This is a genomic window from Streptomyces sp. NPDC102279 (assembly GCF_044766365.1).
GTDB lineage: Bacteria > Actinomycetota > Actinomycetes > Streptomycetales > Streptomycetaceae > Streptomyces.
In genome coordinates this window covers 485,040-507,901 of the sequence record NZ_JBIWLU010000006.1, presented here as the reverse complement: position 1 = coordinate 507,901, position 22,862 = coordinate 485,040, and the positions used below count along the sequence as shown (strand labels likewise).

The 22,862-nt window shown below is 71.3% G+C and carries 25 protein-coding genes and 1 riboswitch; of the genes, 13 read left to right on the top strand and 12 right to left on the bottom strand.

Features of this window, described 5'->3' with window-relative positions:
• Both ACIRQH_RS17900 and bioB read right to left on the bottom strand, forming a co-directional pair.
• Positions 1–1,281 (bottom strand): adenosylmethionine--8-amino-7-oxononanoate transaminase, encoded by a 1,281-nt coding sequence (locus ACIRQH_RS17900; RefSeq protein ID WP_358816809.1) that lies wholly within the window; start codon positions 1,279–1,281, stop codon positions 1–3.
• Positions 1,274–2,584 (bottom strand): biotin synthase BioB, encoded by a 1,311-nt coding sequence (gene bioB / locus ACIRQH_RS17895; protein ID WP_388934751.1) that lies wholly within the window; start codon positions 2,582–2,584, stop codon positions 1,274–1,276. The genes ACIRQH_RS17900 and bioB overlap by 8 nt, the downstream gene beginning before the upstream one ends.
• A gap of 160 nt (positions 2,585–2,744) precedes the next feature.
• Between bioB and ACIRQH_RS17890 the strand changes: the two genes are divergently transcribed.
• Entirely contained in the window at positions 2,745–3,869 is a 1,125-nt protein-coding gene (locus ACIRQH_RS17890; RefSeq protein WP_404226526.1) for an 8-amino-7-oxononanoate synthase, read from the top strand.
• Positions 3,870–3,881: 12 nt separating this feature from the next.
• Here the strand turns inward: ACIRQH_RS17890 and ACIRQH_RS17885 are convergent, their stop codons facing one another.
• Positions 3,882–4,106, bottom strand: coding sequence for a DUF397 domain-containing protein (locus ACIRQH_RS17885; protein ID WP_358816806.1), 225 nt, complete (start codon positions 4,104–4,106; stop codon positions 3,882–3,884).
• Between the two features lie 13 nt (positions 4,107–4,119).
• Complete coding sequence (locus ACIRQH_RS17880; protein ID WP_388873669.1) at positions 4,120–4,977, bottom strand: helix-turn-helix domain-containing protein; 858 nt, start codon at positions 4,975–4,977, stop codon at positions 4,120–4,122.
• Positions 4,978–5,188: 211 nt separating this feature from the next.
• Between ACIRQH_RS17880 and ACIRQH_RS17875 the strand changes: the two genes are divergently transcribed.
• Entirely contained in the window at positions 5,189–5,647 is a 459-nt protein-coding gene (locus ACIRQH_RS17875) for an ATP-binding protein (protein ID WP_404226525.1), read from the top strand.
• Positions 5,648–5,771: 124 nt separating this feature from the next.
• On the opposite strand, the gene ACIRQH_RS17870 is transcribed toward ACIRQH_RS17875, so the two are convergent.
• On the bottom strand, positions 5,772–6,713 hold the full coding sequence (locus tag ACIRQH_RS17870; RefSeq protein WP_404226524.1) for a LysR family transcriptional regulator: 942 nt from the start codon (positions 6,711–6,713) through the stop codon (positions 5,772–5,774).
• 148 nt (positions 6,714–6,861) lie between these two features.
• Between ACIRQH_RS17870 and ACIRQH_RS17865 the strand changes: the two genes are divergently transcribed.
• Positions 6,862–7,536 carry a LysE family translocator gene (locus ACIRQH_RS17865; RefSeq protein WP_404226522.1) on the top strand — a complete coding sequence of 225 codons (675 nt, stop codon included), beginning with the start codon at positions 6,862–6,864 and terminating at the stop codon, positions 7,534–7,536.
• A gap of 132 nt (positions 7,537–7,668) precedes the next feature.
• On the opposite strand, the gene ACIRQH_RS17860 is transcribed toward ACIRQH_RS17865, so the two are convergent.
• The 3 genes from ACIRQH_RS17860 to ACIRQH_RS17850 all read right to left on the bottom strand — a co-directional run bounded on the left by ACIRQH_RS17860 (position 7,669) and on the right by ACIRQH_RS17850 (position 9,629).
• Complete coding sequence (locus ACIRQH_RS17860; RefSeq protein WP_081223131.1) at positions 7,669–8,142, bottom strand: C40 family peptidase; 474 nt, start codon at positions 8,140–8,142, stop codon at positions 7,669–7,671.
• A gap of 3 nt (positions 8,143–8,145) precedes the next feature.
• Positions 8,146–8,344: riboswitch (cyclic di-AMP (ydaO/yuaA leader) on the bottom strand.
• Positions 8,345–8,680: 336 nt separating this feature from the next.
• Positions 8,681–8,986: a hypothetical protein gene (locus ACIRQH_RS17855; protein WP_404226521.1), complete on the bottom strand. Its 306-nt coding sequence runs from the start codon at positions 8,984–8,986 to the stop codon at positions 8,681–8,683.
• A 7-nt stretch (positions 8,987–8,993) separates the two neighbouring features.
• Positions 8,994–9,629 (bottom strand): ATP-dependent Clp protease proteolytic subunit, encoded by a 636-nt coding sequence (locus tag ACIRQH_RS17850; RefSeq protein ID WP_388873654.1) that lies wholly within the window; start codon positions 9,627–9,629, stop codon positions 8,994–8,996.
• Between the two features lie 197 nt (positions 9,630–9,826).
• Here ACIRQH_RS17850 and ACIRQH_RS17845 point away from each other — a divergent pair, with 197 nt between their 5' ends.
• The 8 genes from ACIRQH_RS17845 to ACIRQH_RS17810 all read left to right on the top strand — a co-directional run bounded on the left by ACIRQH_RS17845 (position 9,827) and on the right by ACIRQH_RS17810 (position 17,023).
• Positions 9,827–10,105: a type II toxin-antitoxin system Phd/YefM family antitoxin gene (locus tag ACIRQH_RS17845; RefSeq protein ID WP_358816799.1), complete on the top strand. Its 279-nt coding sequence runs from the start codon at positions 9,827–9,829 to the stop codon at positions 10,103–10,105.
• A gap of 459 nt (positions 10,106–10,564) precedes the next feature.
• On the top strand, positions 10,565–10,867 hold the full coding sequence (locus tag ACIRQH_RS17840; RefSeq protein ID WP_081223127.1) for an urease subunit gamma: 303 nt from the start codon (positions 10,565–10,567) through the stop codon (positions 10,865–10,867).
• 16 nt (positions 10,868–10,883) lie between these two features.
• A complete protein-coding gene (locus ACIRQH_RS17835; RefSeq protein ID WP_358816798.1) occupies positions 10,884–11,195 on the top strand; it encodes an urease subunit beta in 312 nt (103 codons plus the stop codon).
• Positions 11,188–12,909: an urease subunit alpha gene (locus ACIRQH_RS17830; protein ID WP_358816797.1), complete on the top strand. Its 1,722-nt coding sequence runs from the start codon at positions 11,188–11,190 to the stop codon at positions 12,907–12,909. Before ACIRQH_RS17835 ends, ACIRQH_RS17830 begins: the two co-directional genes overlap by 8 nt.
• On the top strand, positions 12,909–13,583 hold the full coding sequence (locus ACIRQH_RS17825) for an urease accessory UreF family protein (protein ID WP_358816796.1): 675 nt from the start codon (positions 12,909–12,911) through the stop codon (positions 13,581–13,583). Before ACIRQH_RS17830 ends, ACIRQH_RS17825 begins: the two co-directional genes overlap by 1 nt.
• A gap of 228 nt (positions 13,584–13,811) precedes the next feature.
• Positions 13,812–14,489, top strand: coding sequence for an urease accessory protein UreG (gene ureG, locus ACIRQH_RS17820; protein ID WP_358816795.1), 678 nt, complete (start codon positions 13,812–13,814; stop codon positions 14,487–14,489).
• Positions 14,477–15,244, top strand: a complete 768-nt coding sequence (locus ACIRQH_RS17815; protein WP_388873648.1) for an urease accessory protein UreD — start codon at positions 14,477–14,479, stop codon at positions 15,242–15,244. Before ureG ends, ACIRQH_RS17815 begins: the two co-directional genes overlap by 13 nt.
• 168 nt (positions 15,245–15,412) lie before the next feature.
• Positions 15,413–17,023, top strand: coding sequence for an alpha/beta hydrolase (locus tag ACIRQH_RS17810; RefSeq protein WP_388873646.1), 1,611 nt, complete (start codon positions 15,413–15,415; stop codon positions 17,021–17,023).
• A gap of 74 nt (positions 17,024–17,097) precedes the next feature.
• Here the strand turns inward: ACIRQH_RS17810 and ACIRQH_RS17805 are convergent, their stop codons facing one another.
• Positions 17,098–17,820, bottom strand: a complete 723-nt coding sequence (locus tag ACIRQH_RS17805) for a lysophospholipid acyltransferase family protein (protein WP_388873643.1) — start codon at positions 17,818–17,820, stop codon at positions 17,098–17,100.
• A 100-nt stretch (positions 17,821–17,920) separates the two neighbouring features.
• Positions 17,921–19,171 carry an ornithine--oxo-acid transaminase gene (rocD, locus tag ACIRQH_RS17800; RefSeq protein WP_404226516.1) on the bottom strand — a complete coding sequence of 417 codons (1,251 nt, stop codon included), beginning with the start codon at positions 19,169–19,171 and terminating at the stop codon, positions 17,921–17,923.
• A gap of 131 nt (positions 19,172–19,302) precedes the next feature.
• Here rocD and ACIRQH_RS17795 point away from each other — a divergent pair, with 131 nt between their 5' ends.
• The gene (locus ACIRQH_RS17795; protein WP_404226514.1) at positions 19,303–20,547 is read left to right on the top strand and encodes an RNA-guided endonuclease InsQ/TnpB family protein; all 1,245 of its coding nucleotides are present in this window, start codon (positions 19,303–19,305) and stop codon (positions 20,545–20,547) included.
• A 13-nt stretch (positions 20,548–20,560) separates the two neighbouring features.
• On the opposite strand, the gene ddaH is transcribed toward ACIRQH_RS17795, so the two are convergent.
• A complete protein-coding gene (gene ddaH, locus ACIRQH_RS17790) occupies positions 20,561–21,373 on the bottom strand; it encodes a dimethylargininase (RefSeq protein ID WP_355867034.1) in 813 nt (270 codons plus the stop codon).
• Positions 21,374–21,498: 125 nt separating this feature from the next.
• Positions 21,499–22,002: an Lrp/AsnC family transcriptional regulator gene (locus ACIRQH_RS17785; RefSeq protein ID WP_358816791.1), complete on the bottom strand. Its 504-nt coding sequence runs from the start codon at positions 22,000–22,002 to the stop codon at positions 21,499–21,501.
• A gap of 98 nt (positions 22,003–22,100) precedes the next feature.
• On the opposite strand from ACIRQH_RS17785, the gene ACIRQH_RS17780 reads away from it, so the two are divergent.
• Positions 22,101–22,856, top strand: coding sequence for a LytR/AlgR family response regulator transcription factor (locus tag ACIRQH_RS17780; protein WP_388882277.1), 756 nt, complete (start codon positions 22,101–22,103; stop codon positions 22,854–22,856).
• The last annotated feature ends 6 nt before the right edge of the window (positions 22,857–22,862 follow it).

Sequence of the window (22,862 nt, the reverse complement as noted above, 5' to 3'; positions counted from 1 at the left end):
TCAACCCTCCCGCGCCGCCGCGCACACGGCGCGCACGATCCGTTCGACGTCCCTGTCGCCCGTGACGTACGGCGGCATCGTGTACACGAGGTCGCGGAACGGCCGCAGCCACACGCCCTCGCGCACCGCGGCCGCCGTCGCCGCCTTCATGTCCACCTCGTGGTCGAGCTGGACGACTCCGATCGCGCCGAGCACGCGCACGTCCCGCACCCCCGGCAGGGACGCGGCCTCCGCGAGCCCGTCCCGCAGCCCCGTCCCGATCCGCTTCACCTCGGTCCGCCAGTCCTGTCCGAGCAGCAGGTCGACGGACGCGCACGCCACCGCCGCGGCCAGCGGGTTGCCCATGAACGTCGGGCCGTGGGCGAGCACCGGGACCTCGCCGCGCGAGATGCCCTCGGCCACCCGCGCGGTGCACAGCGTCGCCGCCATCGTCAGATAACCGCCGGTCAGCGCCTTGCCTACGCACATCACGTCCGGTGTCACGCCCGCGTGGTCCGCCGCGAACAGTTCGCCCGTCCGACCGAAGCCGGTGGCGATCTCGTCGAAGACGAGCAGCACGTCGTGCGCGTCGCACGCCTCGCGCAGCACCCGCAGATACGCGGGGGAGTGGAACCGCATGCCGCCCGCGCCCTGCACCACCGGCTCGACGATCACCGCGGCCAGCTCGTCCGCGTGTTCGCCGATCAGCTCGCGCAGCCGCTCGGCGTACGAAGCGTCGTACTCCGCCCCAGGCGCGTCGGCGAACACCTGGCGGTGGAGCACGCCCTGCCACAGCTCGTGCATCCCGCCCTCGGGATCGCACACCGACATGGGCTGCCAGGTGTCCCCGTGGTAGCCGCCGCGCCAGGTCAGCAGCCGCTGCTTGGCCGGACGGCCGAGCGAACGCCAGTACTGCAGGCACATCTTGACGGCCACCTCGACGGACACGGATCCGGAGTCGGCGAGGAAGACGTGTTCCAGGCCGTCCGGAGAGATGTCCACCAGCCGCTTCGCGAGCCGTACGGCGGGCTCGTGGGTGAGCCCGCCGAACATCACGTGGCTCATCCGGTCCAGCTGACCGCGAGCCGCCTCGTTGAGGACCGGATGGTTGTAGCCGTGGATCGCCGACCACCAGGACGACATCCCGTCGATCAGCTCACCCGCACCTCCGGCCAGCCGCAGCCGGACCCCGCTCGCCGACTCCACGACCAGCGGCTCCTGACGGCCGGGCATCGGCCCGTACGGATGCCAGACGTGCCGTCGGTCGAGGTCGAGCAGTTCCCGCACGGACAGGTCAGGCATTGGGCGCGAGGTCCGTTCCGGCACCACGGCGGCGGACGGCGACGAGGTCGGTCCGGGCGCCCGCGGGTGCGGTCTCCGTGCCTGCCGTCTCCGCGCCCGCCCGCTCCGTACCCGCGGTCTCCGCGCGGGCCCCCCCGTCGGTGGCCGCCGGGACCGAACCGCACGCCCCGCCGCCTTCGTGGGAGCCGCAGCCGCCTCCCGCGTGGGACCCGCACCCGGCCTCCGCGTGCGATCCGCACCCGGTGCCCTCGGACCCCGCGCCGGCGGCCGGCGCGTGCGAACCACAGCCGCTCGCGGCCGCGCGGTGCTCCGGCAGGGTCACCTCGCCCGCGTTCTCCACCTCGAATCCGGCGTCCGTGATCATGTCCAGGTCCGCCTTGCCCGCCTGGCCCTCGCTGGTGAGGTAGTCGCCGAGGAAGATCGAGTTGGCGAGGTGCAGGGCGAGGGGCTGGAGGGTGCGCAGATGGACCTCGCGGCCACCCGCGATCCGGACCTCGACGTCCGGGCACACGAACCGGACCATGGCGAGGATGCGCAGGCACCGCTGCGGGGTGAGGTTCCACTCCTTGGCGAGCGGGGTGCCCTCGAACGGGATCAGGAAGTTCACCGGTACGGAGTCGGGGTCGAGCGCGCGCAGCGCGTACACGACGTCGACGAGGTCCTCGTCCGCCTCGCCCATGCCCGCGATCAGGCCCGAACAGGCGGACAGCCCCGCCGCGTGCGCCTTCTGGACCGTGTCGACCCGGTCGGCGTACGTGTGCGTGGTCGTGATGTCCCCGTACGTCCCCTCGGACGTGTTCAGGTTGTGGTTGTAGGCGTCCGCGCCGGCCTCGCGGAGCCGCTCGGCCTGGCCGTCGGAGAGCAGGCCGAGGCAGGCGCACACCTCGACGCCCTCGTTCTGGTCCTTGATGGCCTTGATCGTGTCGGAGACCCGCTCCACGTCACGGTCCGTCGGCCCGCGGCCGCTGGCCACCAGGCACACCCGCTTGGCGCCCCCGGCGAGCCCCGCCGCCGCGGCACGGGAGGCCTCGTCGGGCTTCAGCCAGCTGTACTTCAGGATCCCGGCCCGGGAGCCGAGACGCTGCGAGCAGTACGAGCAGTCCTCCGGGCACAGGCCCGACTTCAGGTTGACCAGATAGTTCAGTTTCACCCGTCGGCCGAACCAGCGACGGCGTACCTTGCCGGCCGCGGCCACCACGTCCAGCACGTCGTCGTCGGACGTGGCCAGTACGGCCAGCGCCTCCTCGCGGGTCGGCAGCTCGCGCCGAAGCCCCTTGTCCACCAGCGTGTTCAGCAGGTCCATGAGGTCCGATCCTGGCGTATACGACCGGCCCCGGCCAAGGAGAGATCGGACAACAGAGTGGGTTCGACGTGTGGGTATTGCCACATCCTGGGCGGCTGGTCCGGCCGCTAGGGTCTGTGCACTGCCTACAAAACACCCGTCACGACGGTCCGGAGGACACATGGCGTTCGGCTGGATCGACGAGCAGGCCGCGGCGCGCCGCGCCGCCGGTCTCGTACGGACCCTGCGCCCGCGCCCCGCCGACTCGCCGCTGCTCGATCTCGCGAGCAACGACTACCTCGGTCTGGCCCGCCATCCGCGGATCACGGCCGCCGCCGCGGAGGCGGCGCGCACCTGGGGCGGCGGCGCGACCGGTTCCCGGCTCGTCACCGGGACCACCGAACTCCACACCGAACTGGAACGCGAGCTGGCCGACTTCTGCGGCTTCGAGTCCGCACTCGTCCTCTCCTCCGGCTACGCGGCCAACCTCGCCGCCGTCACCGCCCTCGCCCCGCACGGCTCGCTCGTCGTCTCGGACGCGGGCAACCACGCCTCGCTGATCGACGGCTGCCGGCTCGCCCGCGGCACCACCCAGGTCGTGGGGCACGCGGACCCCGCCGGTGTGCGCAAGGCGCTCGGCACTCACGAGGGCCCGGCCGTCGCCGTCTCCGACACGGTGTTCTCGGTGGACGGGGACGCGGCACCGCTCACCGAACTGGCCCTCGCCTGCCGGGAGTACGGGGCCGGACTGATCCTCGACGACGCGCACGGGCTCGGTGTCCTCGGCGACGGAGGCCGGGGTGCCCCGCACGCGGCGGGGCTCGCCGGGAACCCGGACGTCGTCGTGACGGTCACGCTGTCCAAGTCGCTCGGCAGCCAGGGCGGAGCCGTCCTCGGCCCGGCGGCGGTCATCGACCACCTCGTCAACGCGGCCCGCACCTTCATCTTCGACACCGGCCTCGCGCCGGCGGCGGTGGGAGCGGCGCTGGCCGCGCTGCGACTGCTGCGCAGTGAACCGGACCGGGCGGCGAGGGCGCGCGCGGTGGCCACGGCGCTGCACACCCGGCTGACCGCTGAAGGGCTGTCGGCGGTACGGCCGGACGCCGCCGTCGTCTCCGTGAGGGCACCGTCCCCCGAACGGGCCCTCAGCTGGGCCGCCGACTGCCGCGAGGCGGGCCTCGCCGTCGGCTGCTTCCGTCCCCCGTCGGTGCCCGACGGCGTGTCGCGGCTGCGGCTGACGGCCCGCGCGGACCTCTCCGAGGAGCAGATCGAGCACGCGGTGGACGTGATCAGCCGCAACCGGTGAACCGGCCCGCGGTCAGGCCAGGCCGGTGATGAACCCCTCCCAGGCGGAAGGGGCGAACAGCAGGGCGGGGCCTGCCGGATTCTTGGAATCGCGTACCGCGACCGACCCGGACCACGGTCCGGAGCCGGGGCGCGCCGTCTCGACGCAGTTGTTCATTCCCGTGCTGCGGCTGCTGCGCAGCCATCGCACGTCGCGCAGTGAAGTGCTGGAGGGTACGTACCGAGGCGATGCAGACAATGGGGGTGCCTCCTTACGCGCCGTCACCTATCCCGGCGATGTAGTCCAACGAGTCCTCGGGCGAAAGGGCGTGGAACTGAAGGGTGTTGAAGGCCTCCGTATAGGCCTGAAGGTCTTCTTTCCGTTCGAGGTAGAGGCTACTCGTCAAGTGGTCGAGAACAACCACATCCAGATCAGTTGTGTTCGGAAATGAGAAGATAACGAAAGGCCCGGTGATCCCGATGTGTGCTCCGGCGGCGAACGGCAGCACTTGGAGCCGGACTTGGGGGAGTGCCGCGGCCTCGCACAGCCGGCTCAGCTGGCGTGCCATCACCTCGGGGCCGCCCACCTCCCTTCGGAGCACCGCCTCGTCGAGCACGGCGCACAACTCCAGCGGGGGATCGGCGCGCAGCACGTCCTGCCGGGCCAGCCGGACCTCGACCAAGGTGTCGAGCTTGCTCTCCTCCAGCCCGTCCACGGCGGCCCGCGTCACCGCGCGGGCGTAGTCGGGCGTCTGCAACAGGCCCGGTACGACGGACGTCTCCAGGGTGCGCATCCCACTCGCGCCCGACTCCAGACTGATGAAGTCGCGGTATGCCGGCGGCAGCACTCCCCGGTACGCGTGCCACCAGTGGTGCCGGCCGTTGCCCTCGGATCCCGCCAACACGACCAGAAGCTCGCGTAGTTCGGGTTCACCGACACCGTATGCGTCCAACAGGCGCTCCACGTCGGCCGGTTTCACCCCGCTGGTACCGGTCTCGATGCGGCTCACCTTCGACTGGTGCCAGCCGAGCAGGCGGGCCGCCTGGCCGCTCGTGAGACCCGTGCCCGCGCGCAGGGCGCGCAGTTCGGCACCGAGCTTGCGGCGGCGCACCGCGGGACCGTGCTGCATGGCCGTTCTCCTTACTCCTTCCAAGCCGCCCGAATACGCTCTGCCGACGCAGAGTTCACCGCATCGAGCGACAGATATATGCATTACTCGGTGGATCGCACCCGCGACCGGCCCGCTAATGGCAGTCTGGCGCAAGCACCAGTCCGGGACCGTACTCGAACCATCCGCTCCGTGTCGGACTCCGGTCCCGTGGGAAAGGGACGACCTCGCCATGGCAGATCACCAGGAAGCAGCCGTCACCCTGCCGAGCGAAGCCGTCTCGGTTTCCGTGGCCCGTAAATTCGTCGCGGAAGTGCTGGCCGAATGGGGCCTGCCGGGCGACGCCGAAGTCGGTGAGACCGTCCGCCTGATCGTGTCCGAACTGGCCACCAACGCCGTTCAGCACACCTTCGGGCAGTCGCCCACCTTCACGGTCGACGTGTGCCTCGACCGGGAGGAGCGCCTGCGGATCGGCGTCACCGACAGCCATCCGCGCTTCCCGAAGCGACTGCCCGCGGCGGTCCAGCAGGACAACGGCCGCGGCATGGTGATCATCCGCTGGCTCGCCAACGAGTGCGGCGGCAGACTGAGCGTCCGCGCCACCCGCGAGGGCGGCAAGACGGTCTCCATCGAACTCCCCTGGACGGTACCGGTCCAGCGGGTCGCGGCCGGGGGGCCACCCGAGGCATAGAGCCACCGCGCGGACCCCGTCTCCGGCCGGACGCGCGGCAGTCGGGCGGACAGGCATCCGGACCCGCACGGCGCGACGGGCGAGCGAAACCCGGGTGCGACGAGTGGCCGGGACGCGTGCGGACCTACGCCTGCGGACGGTTGCCGTACGGGTGTCCGCGGCCGACGCGACCGAACGCGCCGCGCAGCAGGGCGCGGAACGCGTCGGCGGCGGGTGTGGTCCCGTCGGCGCGGTGGACGACCGAGATCGTGCGGCGCAGGTCTCCCGGGTCGAGCAGCCGCGTCCCCACCGGAGTCGCGGCGGTCGACGCCACCATCTCCGGCACGACCGCGACCCCGAGCCCGGCGCTGACCAGCGCGCACACCAGGGCGTAGCCCGGCGTCTCGACGAGCACGGCGGGAGTGGCACCGGCCCGGGCGAGAGCGGCCTCCACGGCCTGCCGCGGTGGGTGGTCCGGCGCCATGCTGATCAGCGGCTGGCCCGCCAGGTCCGCGAGGGGCAGCCGCCCCGAACCGGCCGCGAGCACGTGCCCGGGAGCGGTCACCAGGACCAACTCCTCGACCAGGACGGGCTCGACGGCGACGGACGAGGGCAGCGGGACACGCGGTGCGGGCTCGTAGGTGTGCGTGAGTGCCAGGTCCACCTCGCCGGACGCGACCGCCGCGATCCCGTGCGGAGGTTCGTAGTCGGCGACCGCCAGTTCCACGTCCGGATGGGCCCGGCGGAACGCGCTGAGCACCGGCGGCAGCAGATGGATGCCCGCCGTCTGGAAGGTGCCGAGCCGCAGTGTCCCGCCCGACAGGCCCGCCAACCGGGCGAGTTCGTGCCGGGCCAGCTCCATCTCGTCGAGCACCCGCCGGGCCCGCGCCACCAGCAGCTCGCCGGCGCCGGTGAGCCGCGTCCCGCGGTGCGAGCGCACCAGCAGCGTGGCCCCCGCCTCCCGTTCCAGCTTCGCCACCTGCTGGGAGAGCGCGGGCGGCGTGTATCCGAGCCGTTCGGCGGCCCGGGTGATCGAGCCCGCCTCGGCCACCGCCACCAGCGCGGCCAGTCGCGTCGGGTCGTACATGTGCCGCTCTCCCGTACCCAGAGGCCTCTTCCGTACCGAAGGGGAGGGGTCTGTGGATGACCTCTCCCCGCGGTCTAAACGAATGCTTAAGGCAATCCCAGGATATTCGACATACCTGCTGAAGGCCCGCGCGGGTGAACCTGGGGCCATGGACGCACAGCTCTTCGCCTTCACCGGAGTCGCCGCCGGCATGGTCGCCATGCCCGGGGCCGACTTCACCGTCGTCGTACGCAACGCCCTCGTCTCGCGACGGGCCGGAGTCGCGTGCGCCCTCGGCATCGCGGGCGGCCTGCTCCTGCACACGGCGCTGGCCGTCGCCGGGGTCGCCGCGGTCCTGACGGCCGTTCCGGCGCTGTTCCGGACGCTCCAGCTGCTCGGCGGCGCCTACGTGCTGTACCTGGGCCTGCGTACCGTGCACGCGCTGGGGCGGCCGCGCGGGGCCGACGGGACGGGTACGCCCTCGACGGACGACGGGGCGGGGCCGGGCGCGGGTGCGAGTGGGGCGGCGCCGGCCGGACCGGCCGCTCGACCGCTGCGGCAGGGCTTCGTCACCAACGCACTCAACCCGAAGGCGCCGATCACCTTTCTCAGCCTGCTGCCGCAGTTCGTGCCGTCGGGCAGCCCCGCGATGCCGCGGACGCTGCTCCTGGCGCTGATCGTGGTCGTGCTGGCCCTGGTGTGGTTCCCGGTGGTCGCGCTGCTCGTGGACCGGCTGGGACGGTGGCTGCGCCGGCCGCGTGCCGCACGCGCCGTGGAGGCCGTCACCGGCGGTGCGCTCACCGTGCTCGGCCTCGTGCTGCTCCTGGAGCCGCTGAGGGGCTGAGAGGGCGCCGCCGGAGGGCGGAGGGGACGGTCACCGGCCGTCCGGCGCACGGTCGGCCAGGGGGCACGCCGACGAGGCTGCCGGACGGAGGTGTTCCCTGGGCGGCGGCCCCCGCCGCCGCCCAGGGGCAGGTCAGCTGACCCGCCCGTACCAGACGCTCCGTGTCCAGATCTTCTGGAGCTTCACCACTTCCCCGGTCTTCGGGGAGTGCCAGATCTTTCCCTTCCCGGCGTAGATGCCGACGTGGTACACGCTCCGGCCCGAGTGGAAGAACACGAGGTCCCCGGCCTTGCGATGCGAGGCGGAGACGTGGTGTGTCTTGTTGTACTGCGCCGCGGCCGTTCGAGGCAGCTTCTTGCCCGCCTTCTTGAACGAGTAGAGCGTGAGCCCGGAGCAGTCGAAGCGGTGCGGTCCCGTGGCGCCGTACTTGTACGGGGCGCCGTGCTTCGAGGCCGCGACCTGGAGTGCCTTCGTCGCGGTCGTGGCCGCCTGGGCGTCGGGTGCGACACCAGGGACCACGAGGCTGCCGCCGACGGCGGCGATGGTGAGGGCCGAGGCCGTACCGGCCCTGGTCCACAGCGACGGGACACGATTGAGCGCAGTCATGCGCAACCCTTCGTCAGCCGCCTGTGAAGGATGACCTGTCGGATTCGGGCTGGCGAAGTTGCCCGGCCGCTGCTGCGGCTTCACCCCAAGGACCGCCGGGAATGCTGCTCCGGCGGACCGTCGTGCTGGGTCCTCCACTCCTGCCGATCCACTTCTGTCGACCGGGCATCCGGGCGGCGGCAGGACTCGGCGTCCGCCCGGACCGCCCCGCCGCTGTGGCGGGGGCTTGTCGTCGGAAGGGATCTTCACCCATGAACGGCGGAAAATCCGAGCGGAACCGGTGTTTTGTGGGCTTACTCACCACTCACCCGTTCGGGTGGACACCCCTCTGTTCGAAGGGGTGTTGGGGACACGGGCGACCCCCGCACCTGCACCGGAACCCCTCATTCCGCCTTTCTGTCCTCCGTGTTGCGCAAGTCGGAGGGGTCCAAGAAAGGACTGATTCCTACGCCATCAGGGGGTACACCATCTGGTGCGTTTGAGTCGCGGCGCGGACGGTCCGGCGACGCGGTGCGCGCCGGACCCGGCTGCGGGTGCCTCAACTGCCGGACGCGGGCGGGATCGTGACCCGGGCGGTCCGCCGCTCACCGTCCAGCACGCGCAGCGCCTGAGCCAGGGTCGGCGCGTGCACCTCGCTCTCGCCCCGCTGGTGCATGAGCGCGAGCGCGTCCCGCAGGGCCGTCGCCTTGGCGACCAGTGCCTGGGCGGCGCGCAGCCCCCGGTAGGTGTCGCCGGGGTGGGCCGGGTTGATCCGGCCCACCAGGTCGACCACGTCCAGATAGCGGTCGATCAGCTCGGCCTCCGCGCGGGTCAGCGCGGGCAGCGGAGGGAGGTCGGGGATCATCGGCCGCTCACCTCGCGCCGGGTGCGCCGGCCGAGGCCCCGCGGCTCGGCACGATCCGGTCGACGAACCCGTACTCCAGAGCCGCGGGCGCGTCGAGGAGCAGATCCCGCCCGATGTCCGCGGTCACCCGCTCGGGGCTCTGCCCGGTGTGCCGTACGAGCATCTCCTCCAGGGCCGTGCGGGTGCGTGTCAACTCCTCGGCGTGGACGATCAGATCGCTCGCCCGTCCGTGGACCGGGTCCGCAACCGACGGCTGGTGGACGAGGACCCGCGCCCCGGGGAGTGCGAGCCGCTTGCCGGGGGTGCCGGCCGCCAGCAGGACGGCCGCGGCCGACGCCGCCTGGCCCAGGCAGACCGTCCGCACGTCGCAGGTGACGAAGCGCATGGTGTCGTAGACGGCGGTCATGGCGCCGAACGAGCCGCCGGGCGAGTTGATGTACAGCGAGATGTCCCGGTCGGGGTCGCGGTGTTCGAGGTGCGTGAACTGCGCCATCACGTCGTTCGCCGACGTGTCGTCGATGGATGTCCCGAGGAACACGATCCGCTCGTCGAACAGCTTCGCGTAGGGATCCCGCCTCTGATGTCCCGCGCCGGTGCGTTCGGTGAACTCGGGCAGGACGTGGCGGGCGGACGGGCGGTGCATGGGCACCCCTCCTCGCGGTCGATGGATCGACATCTGTAAAAAATGTACAGGACGTACGTCACTCGGGAAGGGGCCCATGCTGAGAGCGAAAGGGCCTTGTCAGACGGCCGGGGAGTCGTTCCGGGCGCGCCTCGCGCCGCGTTCCGGAGGGGTCCCGCGCTCCGCGGAACCCGACGCGACCGGTCTAAGCTGGGCTCATGGCCTACGAGATTCCGGTGACCCAAGCCAGGGCCGAGCTGGCCGAGCTGATCAACCGCGTCGTCTACGGCGGCGAGCGCGTCGTCGTGACACGGCACGGGAAGCCTCTCGTCGCCCTCGTCTCCGCCGCCGACCTCGAACGCCTCGAAGAACTCCACGGCTCCTCCGGCGAGCCGGTGATCAGCGCCCTGTCCGGCGTCCGTGACGTGGCCTCGGCGCCCCGCGAGCGCCGGCGGTTCGGCATCGCCGCCGAGCACCGAGGACCCAACGCCTCCTGACCGCGTGACGGTTGAGAGGCCCCCCGCATCGTGAGCCGTGTGCCCCGTACTTCGGTACGGGGCACACGGCGTCGCGCGCGTGCCCGTGGCGCCGGGGCCCGTGCTCCCGCCGTATACGGTCGGTCGCCCGCGCTGCGGTGTCGTACCCCGCGTCAGGGCAGCCCGGCGGCCATGATGGCGGTGCCTGCCGTCCGATCCCTGCCCGGAGGTGATGCGGCCGAGGCCGCGGCGCGCGCCGGGTATGAGGCCGGCCAGGTGCCGGTCATGAGTGGATCAAGGACTGGTTAACGTAGTTGAAACTCCGCCCAACTAACCTGCCGATCCACGCCGCCAGGGGTTCTTGTGCCCGGATTCGCCAGGAACGCGACAAGTGTCGGTGTGTTACATCTATCTCGTCGCGATGGTTGCGGCACCCCGGGCCCCGCACGGTCCGGAGCGAGGACTGTGAGGTGGGAAGCCGTGCAACTGACCCCGCACGAGCAGGAGAGGCTGCTGATCCACGTGGCCGCCGACGTGGCCGAGAAGCGGCGGGCCCGCGGAGTGAGACTGAACCATCCGGAAGCGATCGCACTGATCACGTCACACATCCTGGAAGGCGCCCGGGACGGCCGCACCGTCGCCGAGCTGATGTCCTCCGGACGCAAGATCCTCACCCGTGACGACGTCATGGAGGGCATCCCCGAGATGATCCACGACGTCCAGGTCGAGGCGACCTTCCCCGACGGGACCAAGCTCGTCACCGTCCACGACCCGATCGTCTGACGAGGGAGGCCACGCCATGATTCCCGGAGAGATCCTCTTCGCCGACGGGCCCGTCCTCTACAACGAGGGCCGCGAGGTCACGCGTCTGACCGTCCTGAACGCCGCCGACCGCCCCGTCCAGGTCGGCTCCCACTACCACTTCGCCGAGGCCAACCCCGGACTGGACTTCGACCGTGCCGCCGCGCGCGGCAAGCGGCTCAACGTCGCCGCCGGCACCGCCGTGCGCTTCGAGCCCGGAATCCCCGTCGACGTCGAACTCGTCCCGCTCGCCGGTGCCCGTGTGGTGCCCGGTCTGCGCGGCGAGACCGGAGGTGCCCTCGATGCCTGAGCTCTCGCGCGCCCGGTACGCGGATCTGTTCGGCCCCACCACCGGCGACCGCATCCGCCTCGCCGACACCGACCTGCTGGTCGAGATCGAGGAGGACCGCTCCGGCGGCCCCGGACTCGCCGGTGACGAGGCGGTGTTCGGCGGCGGCAAGGTCATCCGCGAGTCCATGGGCCAGTCGCGCGCCACCCGCGCCGACGGCACCCCGGACACGGTCGTCACCGGGGCCGTGATCATCGACCACTGGGGGATCGTCAAGGCCGACGTCGGTATCCGCGACGGCCGGATCACCGGCATCGGCAAGGCGGGCAACCCCGACACCATGGACGGGGTCCACCCCGATCTGGTGATCGGCCCCGAGACCGAGATCATCGCGGGCAACGGGCGCATCCTGACCGCGGGCGCCATCGACGCCCACGTCCATCTGATCTGCCCGCAGATCGCCGACGAGGCGCTCGCCTCCGGCATCACCACGATCGTCGGCGGCGGCACCGGCCCCGCCGAGGGCTCCAAGGCGACCACCGTGACGCCCGGCCCCTGGCACCTGGCCCGGATGCTGGAGGCGATGGAGGGCTACCCGCTCAACTTCGGTCTGCTCGGCAAGGGCAACACCGTCTCGCACGACGCGATGCTGTCGCAGATCCGGGGCGGCGCGCTCGGCCTGAAGATCCACGAGGACTGGGGCTCGACGCCCGCCGCGATCGACGCCGCCCTCACGGTGGCCGACCGCACGGGCATCCAGGTCGCCATCCACACCGACACGCTCAACGAGGCGGGGTTCGTCGCCGACACCCTCGCCGCGATCGGCGGACGCGGCATCCACGCCTACCACACCGAGGGTGCGGGCGGCGGGCACGCGCCGGACATCATGTCCGTGGTCTCCGAGTCGTACGTGCTTCCCAGCTCGACCAACCCGACCCGGCCCTACACCGTCAACACCGCCGAGGAACACCTCGACATGTTGATGGTGTGCCATCACCTGAACCCGGCGGTGCCCGAGGACCTGGCCTTCGCCGAGTCCCGCATCCGGCCCTCGACGATCGGCGCCGAGGACATACTGCACGACCTGGGCGCCATCTCGATCATCTCGTCCGACTCCCAGGCCATGGGCCGGGTCGGGGAAGTGATCATGCGGACCTGGCAGACCGCCCACGTGATGAAGCGCCGCCGGGGCGCGCTGCCCGGGGACGGCGGCGCGGACAACCACAGGGTCCGTCGCTATGTCGCCAAATACACCATCAACCCGGCGCTCGCGCAGGGCCTCGCACGCGAGATCGGCTCCGTCGAGACCGGCAAGCTCGCCGACCTGGTGCTGTGGGAACCCGCGTTCTTCGGGGTCAAGCCGCACCTCGTCATCAAGGGCGGAATGATCGCGTACGCGCAGATGGGCGATGCCAACGCGTCGATCCCGACGCCGCAGCCGATCCTGCCACGCCCGATGTTCGGGGCGATCGGGCGGGCCCCGGCCGCGAACTCGTTCAACTTCGTGGCGCCGCTCGCCATCGAGGACGGGCTGCCGGAACGCCTCTCGCTCGGCAAGCGGTTCGTGGCCATCGACTCGACGCGGGCGGTCACCAAGGCCGACATGCGCGAGAACGACGCACGGCCGCAGGTGCGGATCGACCCCGACAGCTTCGCCGTGCACATCGACGGCGAACTCGTCGAGGCGACTCCGGCCGCCGAACTGCCCATGGCCCAGCGTTACTTCCTCTTCTGATGTCCCGCGCAGCACTGCTCGTCCTGGCCGACGGCCGGTTCCCCGCCGGAGGGCACGCGCACTCCGGCGGGGCCGAGGCCGCGGTCAAGGCCGGGCGGATCACCGGGGCGGCGAGCCTGGAGGAGTTCTGCCGGGGCCGGCTGCACACGACCGGACTCGTCGCGGCCGCGCTGGCCGCGGCGGCCGCGCTCGGCGGCGACCCGGTGGCCCTGGACGCCGCCGCCGACGCCCGGACCCCCTCCCTCGCGCTGCGGGGCGTCGCGCGCCGGCTGGGGCGGCAGCTCATGAGGGCCGCCCGTGCCACCTGGCCCTGTGCCGAACTCGACCAACTGGCCAAGGAGTTCCCCAAGGGAGCCCACCAGCCGGTGGTGCTCGGCGTGGCGGCACGGGCGGCGGGACTCGGACCCGAGGACGCCGCGTACTGCTCCGCGTACGAGTGCGTCAGCGGGCCCGCGTCCGCGACGGTGCGGCTGCTGAGCCTCGATCCGTTCGACGCGACGGCCGTACTGGCCCGCCTTGCACCGGAGCTGGACGTCGTCGCGCACGCGGCGGCGAGCGCGGCACGGCGGGTCCTCGACGAAGGGGTCGACGCACTGCCCGCGGCGTCGGCACCGCTGCTGGAGATCAGCGCCGAGGCGCACGCCGCCTGGCCCGTCCGTCTCTTCGCGTCCTAGCCGGACACGTCACGCACCGGAAGGGGAGCGTTCGGGACGACCACCGCCGGCCACGGTCGTCCCCCCCACCTCTCCCCGAGGCCCCCGTCCGTCGCGGCCGGCGGCCCACCACCACCACCGGGAGAGTCACCCGCCACCCGTCCGCGCCCTCGGCCCGGGGCGTCCGACCGGCCGACGCCGGACGGACCGCACCGAACCAAGCGGACCGGAAGAAACTGGAGCCCTGTCATGCATCTCGGCCATTCCCACGACGGCCCCGCCGCGATCAGCGCCGACGCCCACCGGCCCGACGGCCGACGCCGTGCCCTGCGCATCGGACTCGGAGGCCCCGTCGGATCGGGCAAGACCGCCACCGTCGCCGCGCTCTGCCGGGCACTCCGCGACGAACTGTCCCTCGCCGTCGTCACGAACGACATCTACACCCGCGAGGACGCCGAGTTCCTGCTGCGGGAGGCGGTCCTGCCGCCCGAGCGGATCACCGCCGTGGAGACGGGGGCCTGCCCGCACACCGCGATCCGTGACGACATCTCCGCGAACCTCGAAGCGGTCGAGGACCTGGAGGACGAGGTCGGGCCGTTGGACCTGATCCTTGTGGAGTCGGGCGGCGACAACCTCACGGCGACCTTCTCCAGGGGCCTCGTCGACGCGCAGATCTTCGTGATCGACGTCGCGGGCGGGGACGACATCCCGCGCAAGGGCGGACCGGGCGTCACCACCGCCGACCTGCTCGTGGTGAACAAGACCGACCTGGCGCCCTACGTCGGGTCCGACCTCGGACGCATGGCCGCCGACGCAAAGGCACAGCGCGACGAACTTCCCGTGGTCTTCCAGTCGTTGCGGACCGATACCGGAGTCGCGGACGTCGCCGGCTGGGTGCGCGGTCAGTTCGCCGCATGGACGGCATGACCACCCAGGGCGTACGCGCCACCGCACGGATCGAGGCCCGGGCCGACGGACGGGGCGGGACGTCACTGCCCGTGCTCGACGGCGAGGGGCCGCTCGCCCTGCGCCGCACCCGCAGCAGCGGAACCGAGGCGCGGGTGACGCTGGTCGGCGCGATGAGCGGACCGCTCGGCGGCGACCACCTCACCGTGGAGGCGCGGGTCGGCCCGGACGCGCGGCTGCGGGTCGGATCGGCCGCCGCGACCATCGCCCTGCCCGGACAGGCCGGCGGAGAGGCGCGCTACGACGTGCGCCTCGATGTCGATGGGAACGGTGAACTGCACTGGCTCCCCGAGCAGTTGATCTCCGCCGGCGGCAGCGAGCTGTCCGTCACCTCGCGCATCGATCTGCGGCGCGGCGCCCGGCTCGTCTTCCGGGAGGAGCAGGTCCTCGGCCGGGTGGCCGAGAACCCGGGACGCCTCACCAGCCGGCTCGCCGTGCGCCACGACGGACGGACCCTGCTGGACCAGGAACTGGCGTGCGGCCCCGGCGCGCCGGGCGGCTGGGACGGCCCCGCCGTCCTCGCGGGACGCCGGGCTCTCGGCCAACTCGTCGTCATAAGGCCGGAGTTCGAAGAGGAACTGCCGCAGGCGCGCCTGCTGGGGGAGTACGCCGCACTCACCCCGCTCGCCGGGCCCGCCGTGCTCGTCACCGCGCTCGCCCCCGACGCCCTGCTGCTGCGACGGATCATGGACGAGGCGCTGCGCGACCTCACATGACGTCAGAAACCGCTGGAGAAAGGCGGGTTCACGAGAACCTCACCGCTCAACGGAGCACGGCGTACCGGCTATCGGAATGGTAAAGAACGCCGGTCACATCTGTTCTCAGGGACCTCACAGCCGCAAGGATCCCCGTACCAATCGCAACGATGTACGGGGAGGTCCCACTTGAGGTCCAAGAGACCGACGAAGCGGGTGACGGCGTTCGGTTCGGCCGGCGTGCTCGTCACGGCGACCCTGATAGCCGGAGCCGTGGCGGCCCCGTCGGCCACCGCCGACTCGCTTCACGGCTGGAGCCACGGGCAGAGCCGCGAGCAGCGCGGTGCCGCCGTCGCCGCGGACCGGGCCGCCAAGGCGGGGATCGACTGGCAGGACTGCCCGGCCGACTGGGGCTTCGTGAAGCCCATCCAGTGCGGCTGGGTCAGCGTGCCGCTGGACTATGCCCACCCGCACGGCAAGCAGATCAAGCTCGCCGTCGACCGGATCGGCAGCACCGGCACGAAGGAGGAGCGCCAGGGCGCCCTCGTCTACAACCCGGGCGGCCCCGGCGGCTCCGGCATGCGCTTCCCGACCCGGGTCACCGGCAAGAACCCGCTCTGGGTGAACACCTCGAAGGCCTACGACTTCGTGGGCTTCGACCCGCGCGGTGTCGGCCACTCCGCCCCGATCTCCTGCATCGACCCGCAGGAGTTCGTGAAGGCGCCCAAGGCGGACCCGGTACCGGACAGCGAGGCGGACAAGCGCGCCCAGCGCAAGCTGGCCGCCGAGTACGCCGACGGCTGCGCCGAGCGCAGCGGCAAGGCCGTGCTGCGGCAGATGACCACGCCCAACACCGCTCGCGACCTGGACGTCATCCGCGCCGCGCTCGGTGAGAAGAAGCTCAACTACCTGGGCGTCTCGTACGGCACCTACCTCGGTGCCGTCTACGGCACCCTCTTCCCGGGCCACGTGCGCCGCATGGTCGTGGACAGCGTCGTCAACCCCGCGCGCGAGAACATCTGGTACGAGGCCAACCTGGGCCAGGACGTGGCCTTCGAGGGCCGCTGGAAGGACTGGGAGGACTGGGTCGCCAAGAACGACGCCGCCTTCCACCTCGGCGACACCCGCGCCAAGGTCCAGAACCAGTGGCTGAAGCTGCGCGCCGCCGCGAAGAAGAGCCCGCTCGGCGGCGTCGTCGGCCCCGCCGAGCTGATCTCCCTCTTCCAGAGCGCCCCGTACTACGACTCCTCGTGGGTGCCGGTCGCCACGGTGTTCAGCAAGTACGTCGCCGGTGACACCCAGGCGATCGTGGACGCCGCCGCGCCCGACCTGTCCGACACCGCGGGCAACGCCTCCGCGGAGAACGGCAACGCCGTCTACACGGCCGTCGAGTGCACCGACGCCAAGTGGCCGACCAGCTGGCAGAAGTGGGACCGGGACAACTCCCGGCTGCACAAGGACTACCCGTTCATGACGTGGGCCAACGCGTGGATGAACCTGCCGTGCGCCACCTGGCCGGTCAAGCAGCAGACCCCGGTCGAGGTGAAGACCGGCAAGGGTCTGCCGGCCGTCCTGATCGTGCAGTCCACGAACGACGCCGCCACGCCGTACGCGGGTGCCGTCGAACTGCACAAGCGCTTCAAGGGCTCCCGCCTCATCACCGAGAAGGGCGCCGGCTCGCACGGTGTGACCGGTCTGCTCAACCCCTGCATCAACGGGCGGGTGGACTCCTACCTGCTCACCGGGAAGACGGACGCGGCCGACGTGACGTGCACACCGCACGCCACTCCGCAGCCGTAGTCCCCGCGACATGAGGGGGCGGCCGGTTCCTACCGGCCGCCCCCTTCACGTTCTGCCCGGCAGGTCGCCGCCGCTCAACTCGACGGCGTGCGTCGGAACGGACGCCGCGACTCCGCCTTCTTGGCCTCCTCCTTCTTGACGTCGGCCGCGTACCGGTCGACGTACTCCTGCTCGGAGAGGGTGAGGATGGCGTACATGATCTCGTCGGTGATGGCGCGCAGCACCGTCTTCTCGTTCTCCATCCCGGCGTAGCGCGAGAAGTCGAGGGGCACGCCGAAGCGGATCGACACGGGGTGGATCCGCGGGAGTTTCCGGCCCGGGGGCTGCGCCTCGAACGTGCCGATCATCGCGCAGGGGATCACGGGCGCCTGGGCGCGCAGCGCCATCACGGCCACCCCGACCTTGCCCTTGTAGAGGCGGCCGTCGTGCGACCGGGTGCCCTCCGGGTAGATGCCGAGCAGCTCGTCCTTGGCGAGGACGCCGAGGCCCTCGCGGATCGCGGCCTGTCCGGCGTCCTTGCCGGAGCGGTCGACCGGGATCTGCCCCGCGCTGCGGAAGAACGCGGCCGTGAGCCGGCCCTTGATCCCCGGCCCGGTGAAGTACTCGGCCTTCGCGAGGAAGGTGATCCGGCGCTTCAGGATCGCCGGCATCAGGAAGTGGTCCGAGAAGGACAGATGATTGCCGGCCACGATGGCCGCGCCCGACGACGGTACGTGCTCGAGGCCCTCGATCCGCGGCCGGAAGACCAGTCTCAACAGCGGACCAAGAAGAACGTACTTGAGCACGTAATAGAACACTGGAGCGCTCCTCATTTCCCCGGGGGAGCGATCAGTGTAGGCGCGGCCGTCGCCGGGCGTAACCGTTCCGGGGTCACCCTCTGTGGCCCCTTGGCCGGTATCAGACCCCCTGCGTCAGAACCTTCTCCAGAGCCCCGAGAGCCGTCCCGAGTTCTTCCTCCGTGATGGTGAGAGGTGGTGCCAGACGGATGGTGGAGCCGTGTGTGTCCTTGACGAGGATCCCCTCGCCCATCAGTGCCTGGCTGATCTCACGGCCCGTGCCGATGGACGGGTCGATGTCGACGCCGGCCCACAGACCGCGCGAGCGGAAGCCCACGACACCCTGGCCCACCAGCGTCGTCAGGCCGTCCCGCAGGAGGACGCCCAGCGCGGCCGCCCGGCGCTGGTAGGCCCCGGTCCTCAGCAGGCCGACGACCGCGGAACCGACCGCGGCGGCGAGCGGATTGCCACCGAACGTGGAGCCGTGCTCGCCCGGACGGAGCACCTCCATCACGTCCCGGCGCCCGACGACCGCGGAGACGGGCACGATGCCGCCGCCCAGAGCCTTCCCGAGCAGCAGCAGGTCCGGGACGACCGACTCGTGGTCCACCGCAAGAGTGGTGCCCGTGCGGCCGAGGCCCGACTGGATCTCGTCCGCGACGAACAGACAGCCGGTGCGGCGGGTCAGCTCCCGGACACCGGCGAGATAGCCGTCGTCCGGGATGACCACGCCCGCCTCGCCCTGGATGGGTTCCAGCAGTACCGCGGCCGTGGTCTCGTCGATCGCCGCCTCCAGCGCGGCCAGGTCGTTGTACGGCACGACCCGGAAGCCGGGTGTGAAGGGACCGAAGCCGGCCCGTGCCGTCTCGTCCGTCGAGAAGCTGACGATGGTGGTCGTCCGGCCGTGGAAGTTGTCGGCGGCCACCACGATCGTCGCCCGGCCGGGCGCGACGCCCTTCACGTCGTACGCCCACTTGCGCGCCACCTTGATGGCGCTCTCCACCGCCTCCGCACCGGTGTTCATCGGCAGGACCATGTCCAGGCCGGTCAACTCGGCCAGGGACTCGGCGAATCCGGCCAGCCGGTCGTTGTGGAACGCCCGCGAGGTGAGGGTGAGCCGGTCGAGCTGGCGGTGCGCCGCCTCGATCAGTACCGGGTTGCGGTGGCCGAAGTTGAGGGCGGAGTACCCGGCCAGCAGGTCGAGGTAGCGGCGGCCCTCGACGTCCTCCACCCAGGTGCCCTCAGCGTGCGCGACGACCACGGGCAACGGGTGATAGTTGTGCGCCAGGACGGGCGCCTCGGCTCGGATCAGTTCGGCGGAGCCGCGCGTCGCGTCGACGGCGGCGGTACGCGGACGGGCGGGAGCGGTCATCGCATCTCCTTGGTGGAAGCCCCGGGCGTCAGCCCGGGGAGGTAACGAAGCTCCTGCGGAGCTGGGGCGGGGAGAGCCGGTTCGCCCCCGGGTGGAACGACGTTGTCAGTGGTGGCCGCTAGCTTGCTGGTATGTATCTGCGGTATTCCTTCCGGATTGAGCCGACGCCGGGTCAGTGTGTCGCGCTGGCCCGTACGTTCGGCTGTGCCCGGGTGGTCTACAACGATGCGCTCGCCGCCCGGAAGGCCGCCTACAGGGCGGACAAGTCCCGTATCGCCACAGGTGCCTTGGCGAAGCAGGTGATCACCGAGGCGAAGAAGACGCCGGAGCGGGCGTGGCTGGCGGAGGTGTCCGTTGACGCGTTGCAGTCCTCCCTGCGCGATCTCGACACCGCGTACGGCAACTTTTTCGCGTCGGTGGCGGGCAAGCGGCGCGGGCGCCGTGTGGGGTTGACCCGGTTCAAGTCGAAGAAGGAGAACCGGCATGCGGTGCGCTTCTCCAGGAACGGGTTCCGGCTGCGGGGCAATGGCCGGCTGAACCTCGCGAAGATCGGAGACGTCCGGGTCCGCTGGTCCAGGCCGTTGCCGTCCGCCCCGTCGTCGGTGACCGTGGTCAAGGACCCGTCCGGCCGCTATTTCGCCTCGTTCGTGGTCGAGGTCGAGCCCGTCACCATGCCGTCCTGCGATTCCGAGGTCGGCATCGATCCGGGGTTGACCACCTACGCGGTCCTGTCCGACGGCACGACGATCGACAACCCTCGCTTCCTGCGCCGGGCGGAGCGCAGGCTGCGCAAGGCGCAGCGCATCCTCAGCCGGAAGGCGAAGGGGTCGAAGAACCGGGCCAAGGCCCGTGTCAGGGTCGCGCGGGCTCATGCCCGGGTGGCCGACGCGCGCCGGGACTGGTGCCACCAGACGGCTTCGAGGCTGGTCCGCGACAACCAAGCGGTCTACCTCGAGGACCTGGCGGTCTCCGGTCTCGCACGTACCCGCATGGCCAAGTCCGTCCACGACGCCGCATGGGGTGCTTTCCGCCGCGTGCTGGAGGAGAAGGCCGCACGGTATGGACGGCATGTGGGGATCGTGTCGCGGTGGCTTCCCTCCTCCCAGACCTGCCATGTGTGCTGGGTCGTGGACGGGAGAAAGCCGTTGCACGTGCGCACCTGGCGGTGCGGATCGTGCGGTACTGAACATGATCGGGACCTCAATGCGTCGCGAGTGATCCTCGCCGCCGGGCAGGCGGAGAGGCTAAACGCCCCTGGAGGGCCGGTCGGCCCTGGCGTGGAGATCCCACACCAGGCACGGCCCGACGAACGGGGAACCCACCCGAAGGCCAAGCCGGCCACCACCGGCAGTCAGACGGGAATCCCCACCTTTTAGGACGAGGAGGATGTCAAGAACGGATCTCCTGAGTGCAGCACTTGATGCCGCCGCCGGCCTTCTGGAACTCCGAGAGGTCGACGGGGACGGGAACGTAACCGTGCCGGTCGAGCTGACCGGCCAGGGCCTCGGCGCGCGGCGCGATGAAGACGTGACGGCCGTCGGACACGGAGTTGAGGCCGAAGGCGAAGGCGTCCTCGCGGGTCGCGACCACCGCGTCCGGGAACAGCCGGGCGAGCACCTCGCGGCTGCCCGGCGAGAAGGCCTCCGGGTAGTAGGCGATGTTCTCGTCGTCCAGGACGAACAGGGCGGTGTCGAGGTGGTAGAACCGCGGGTCCGTCAGACGCAGCGTGATCACCGGGACGCCGAAGAACTCCTGGACCTCGCGATGCGCCTCGGGCGTCGTGCGGAAGCCGGTGCCCGCCAGGACGTAGTGGCGTGTCGGGACGAGGTCGCCCTCGCCCTCGCAGACCGCCTCGGGACGGTAGACGTCGAAACCGGCCGTCTTGAACCAGGTGTCGTACGCGGTGGACTCGGGGCGCCGCTCCGGCGCGTGGAAGTACGAGCCGAAGACCCGGCCCGCGATGACGAGCGCGGAGTTCGCGGCGAAGACCATGTCGGGCAGGCCGGCGACCGGCTCGACGGAGTCGACGGAGTGGCCGTGCGCGCGGTAGGCGCCGATCAGCGCCTTCCACTGGTCGCGCGCGAGATCCACATCCACGGGGGTGTCGGGATGCATCCAGGGATTGATCGCGTACTGCACGGCGAAGTGTCTGGGTTCGCAGACGAGAAAGCGCCGGGGGCGCGGCACACGGCTGTCGGGCACAGAGGGGTCCCTCCGCTTCCTGCGGTGTCGGCTGGGTGGATACCTCTACGGTAGGAAACGGGGGATACGGGCGACAAGCGACGAGAGCTGCGTGTACACGCACCATCGTTGCGTGATCGACTCGATCAGCGCACGTTTCGTGCGTCGTCCGGGGCCGCGTGGGTCGCTCCCGCCTCCGGAGCCTCGGGCAGCAGATGGGACAGCACCATGTAGCTGATCGTCTTCCGGATGAACGGTTCCACCCGGATGCGCTCCAGCACCTCCTCGAAGTGCTCCACGTCCACGGCCCGAACGTGCAGCAGCGCGTCGGCGCCGCCGGTCACCGTCATCGCCGCGGTGATCTCCGGATGGTTGCGCACCACCTCCGCGAGCCGCCGCGGCGGGGCCGCGCCCTCGCAGTACACCTCGACGTACGCCTCCGTGCGCCAGCCGAGCGCGACCGGCTTCACCGTGGCGGTGAACCCGGTGATCACGCCTGTCTCGCGCAGCCGGTCGACCCGGCGCTTGACGGCCGTGGCGGACAGTCCGATCGCCGCGCCGATCTCCGCGAAGCTCGTCCGGGCGTTGGCCATCAGAGCGGTGATGATCTTGCGGTCGAGTTCGTCGAACATCGCGGGCTTGCTGTTCATGGCGGCACTGTATCCAGCGGTGGCCGCCACCCCGCCGGGCACGACGGCCATGTCCCGCACATGTCCAGCCGCACGAATCGCTCTTACACTCCACTCTCATGCTGCGCGCCCTCGCCGTCGACGACGAACAACCCTCCCTGGAGGAACTCCTGTATCTCCTGAACGCCGATCCCCGGATCGGCAGCGCCGAGGGAGCAGGCGACGCGACCGAGGCGCTGCGCCGCATCAACCGCGCCCTGGAGTCAGGCCCGGGCGGACCGGAGGCGATCGACGTCGTCTTCCTCGACATCCACATGCCCGGCCTCGACGGGCTCGACCTGGCCCGGCTGCTCGGCGGGTTCGCGCAGCCGCCGCTCGTCGTGTTCGTGACCGCCCACGAGGGCTTCGCCGTCCAGGCCTTCGACCTCAAGGCCGTCGACTACGTCCTCAAGCCCGTACGGCGCGAACGGCTCGCCGAGGCGATCCGCCGGGCGGCCCAACTCCGGGACACCGCACCACGGATCCCCGTCCACGAGCCCGACCCCGACCACATGTCCGTCGAACTCGGCGGCGTCACCCGCTTCGTGGCCGTCGAGGACATCACCCACGTCGAGGCTCACGGCGACTACGCCCGGCTGCACACCGCGCAGGGCAGCCACCTGGTGCGCATCCCGCTGTCCACCCTCGAGGAGCGCTGGCGCCCCCGCGGCTTCGTCCGCATCCACCGCCGCCACCTCGTCGCCCTGCGCCACATAGCCGAACTCCGTCTGGACGCGGGCACCGTCAGCGTCCTCGTCGACTCCGTCGAACTCCAGGTCAGCCGCCGCCACGCGCGGCAACTGCGCGACCTGCTGCTGCGCCGGACCACGAGCTGAGGAGGA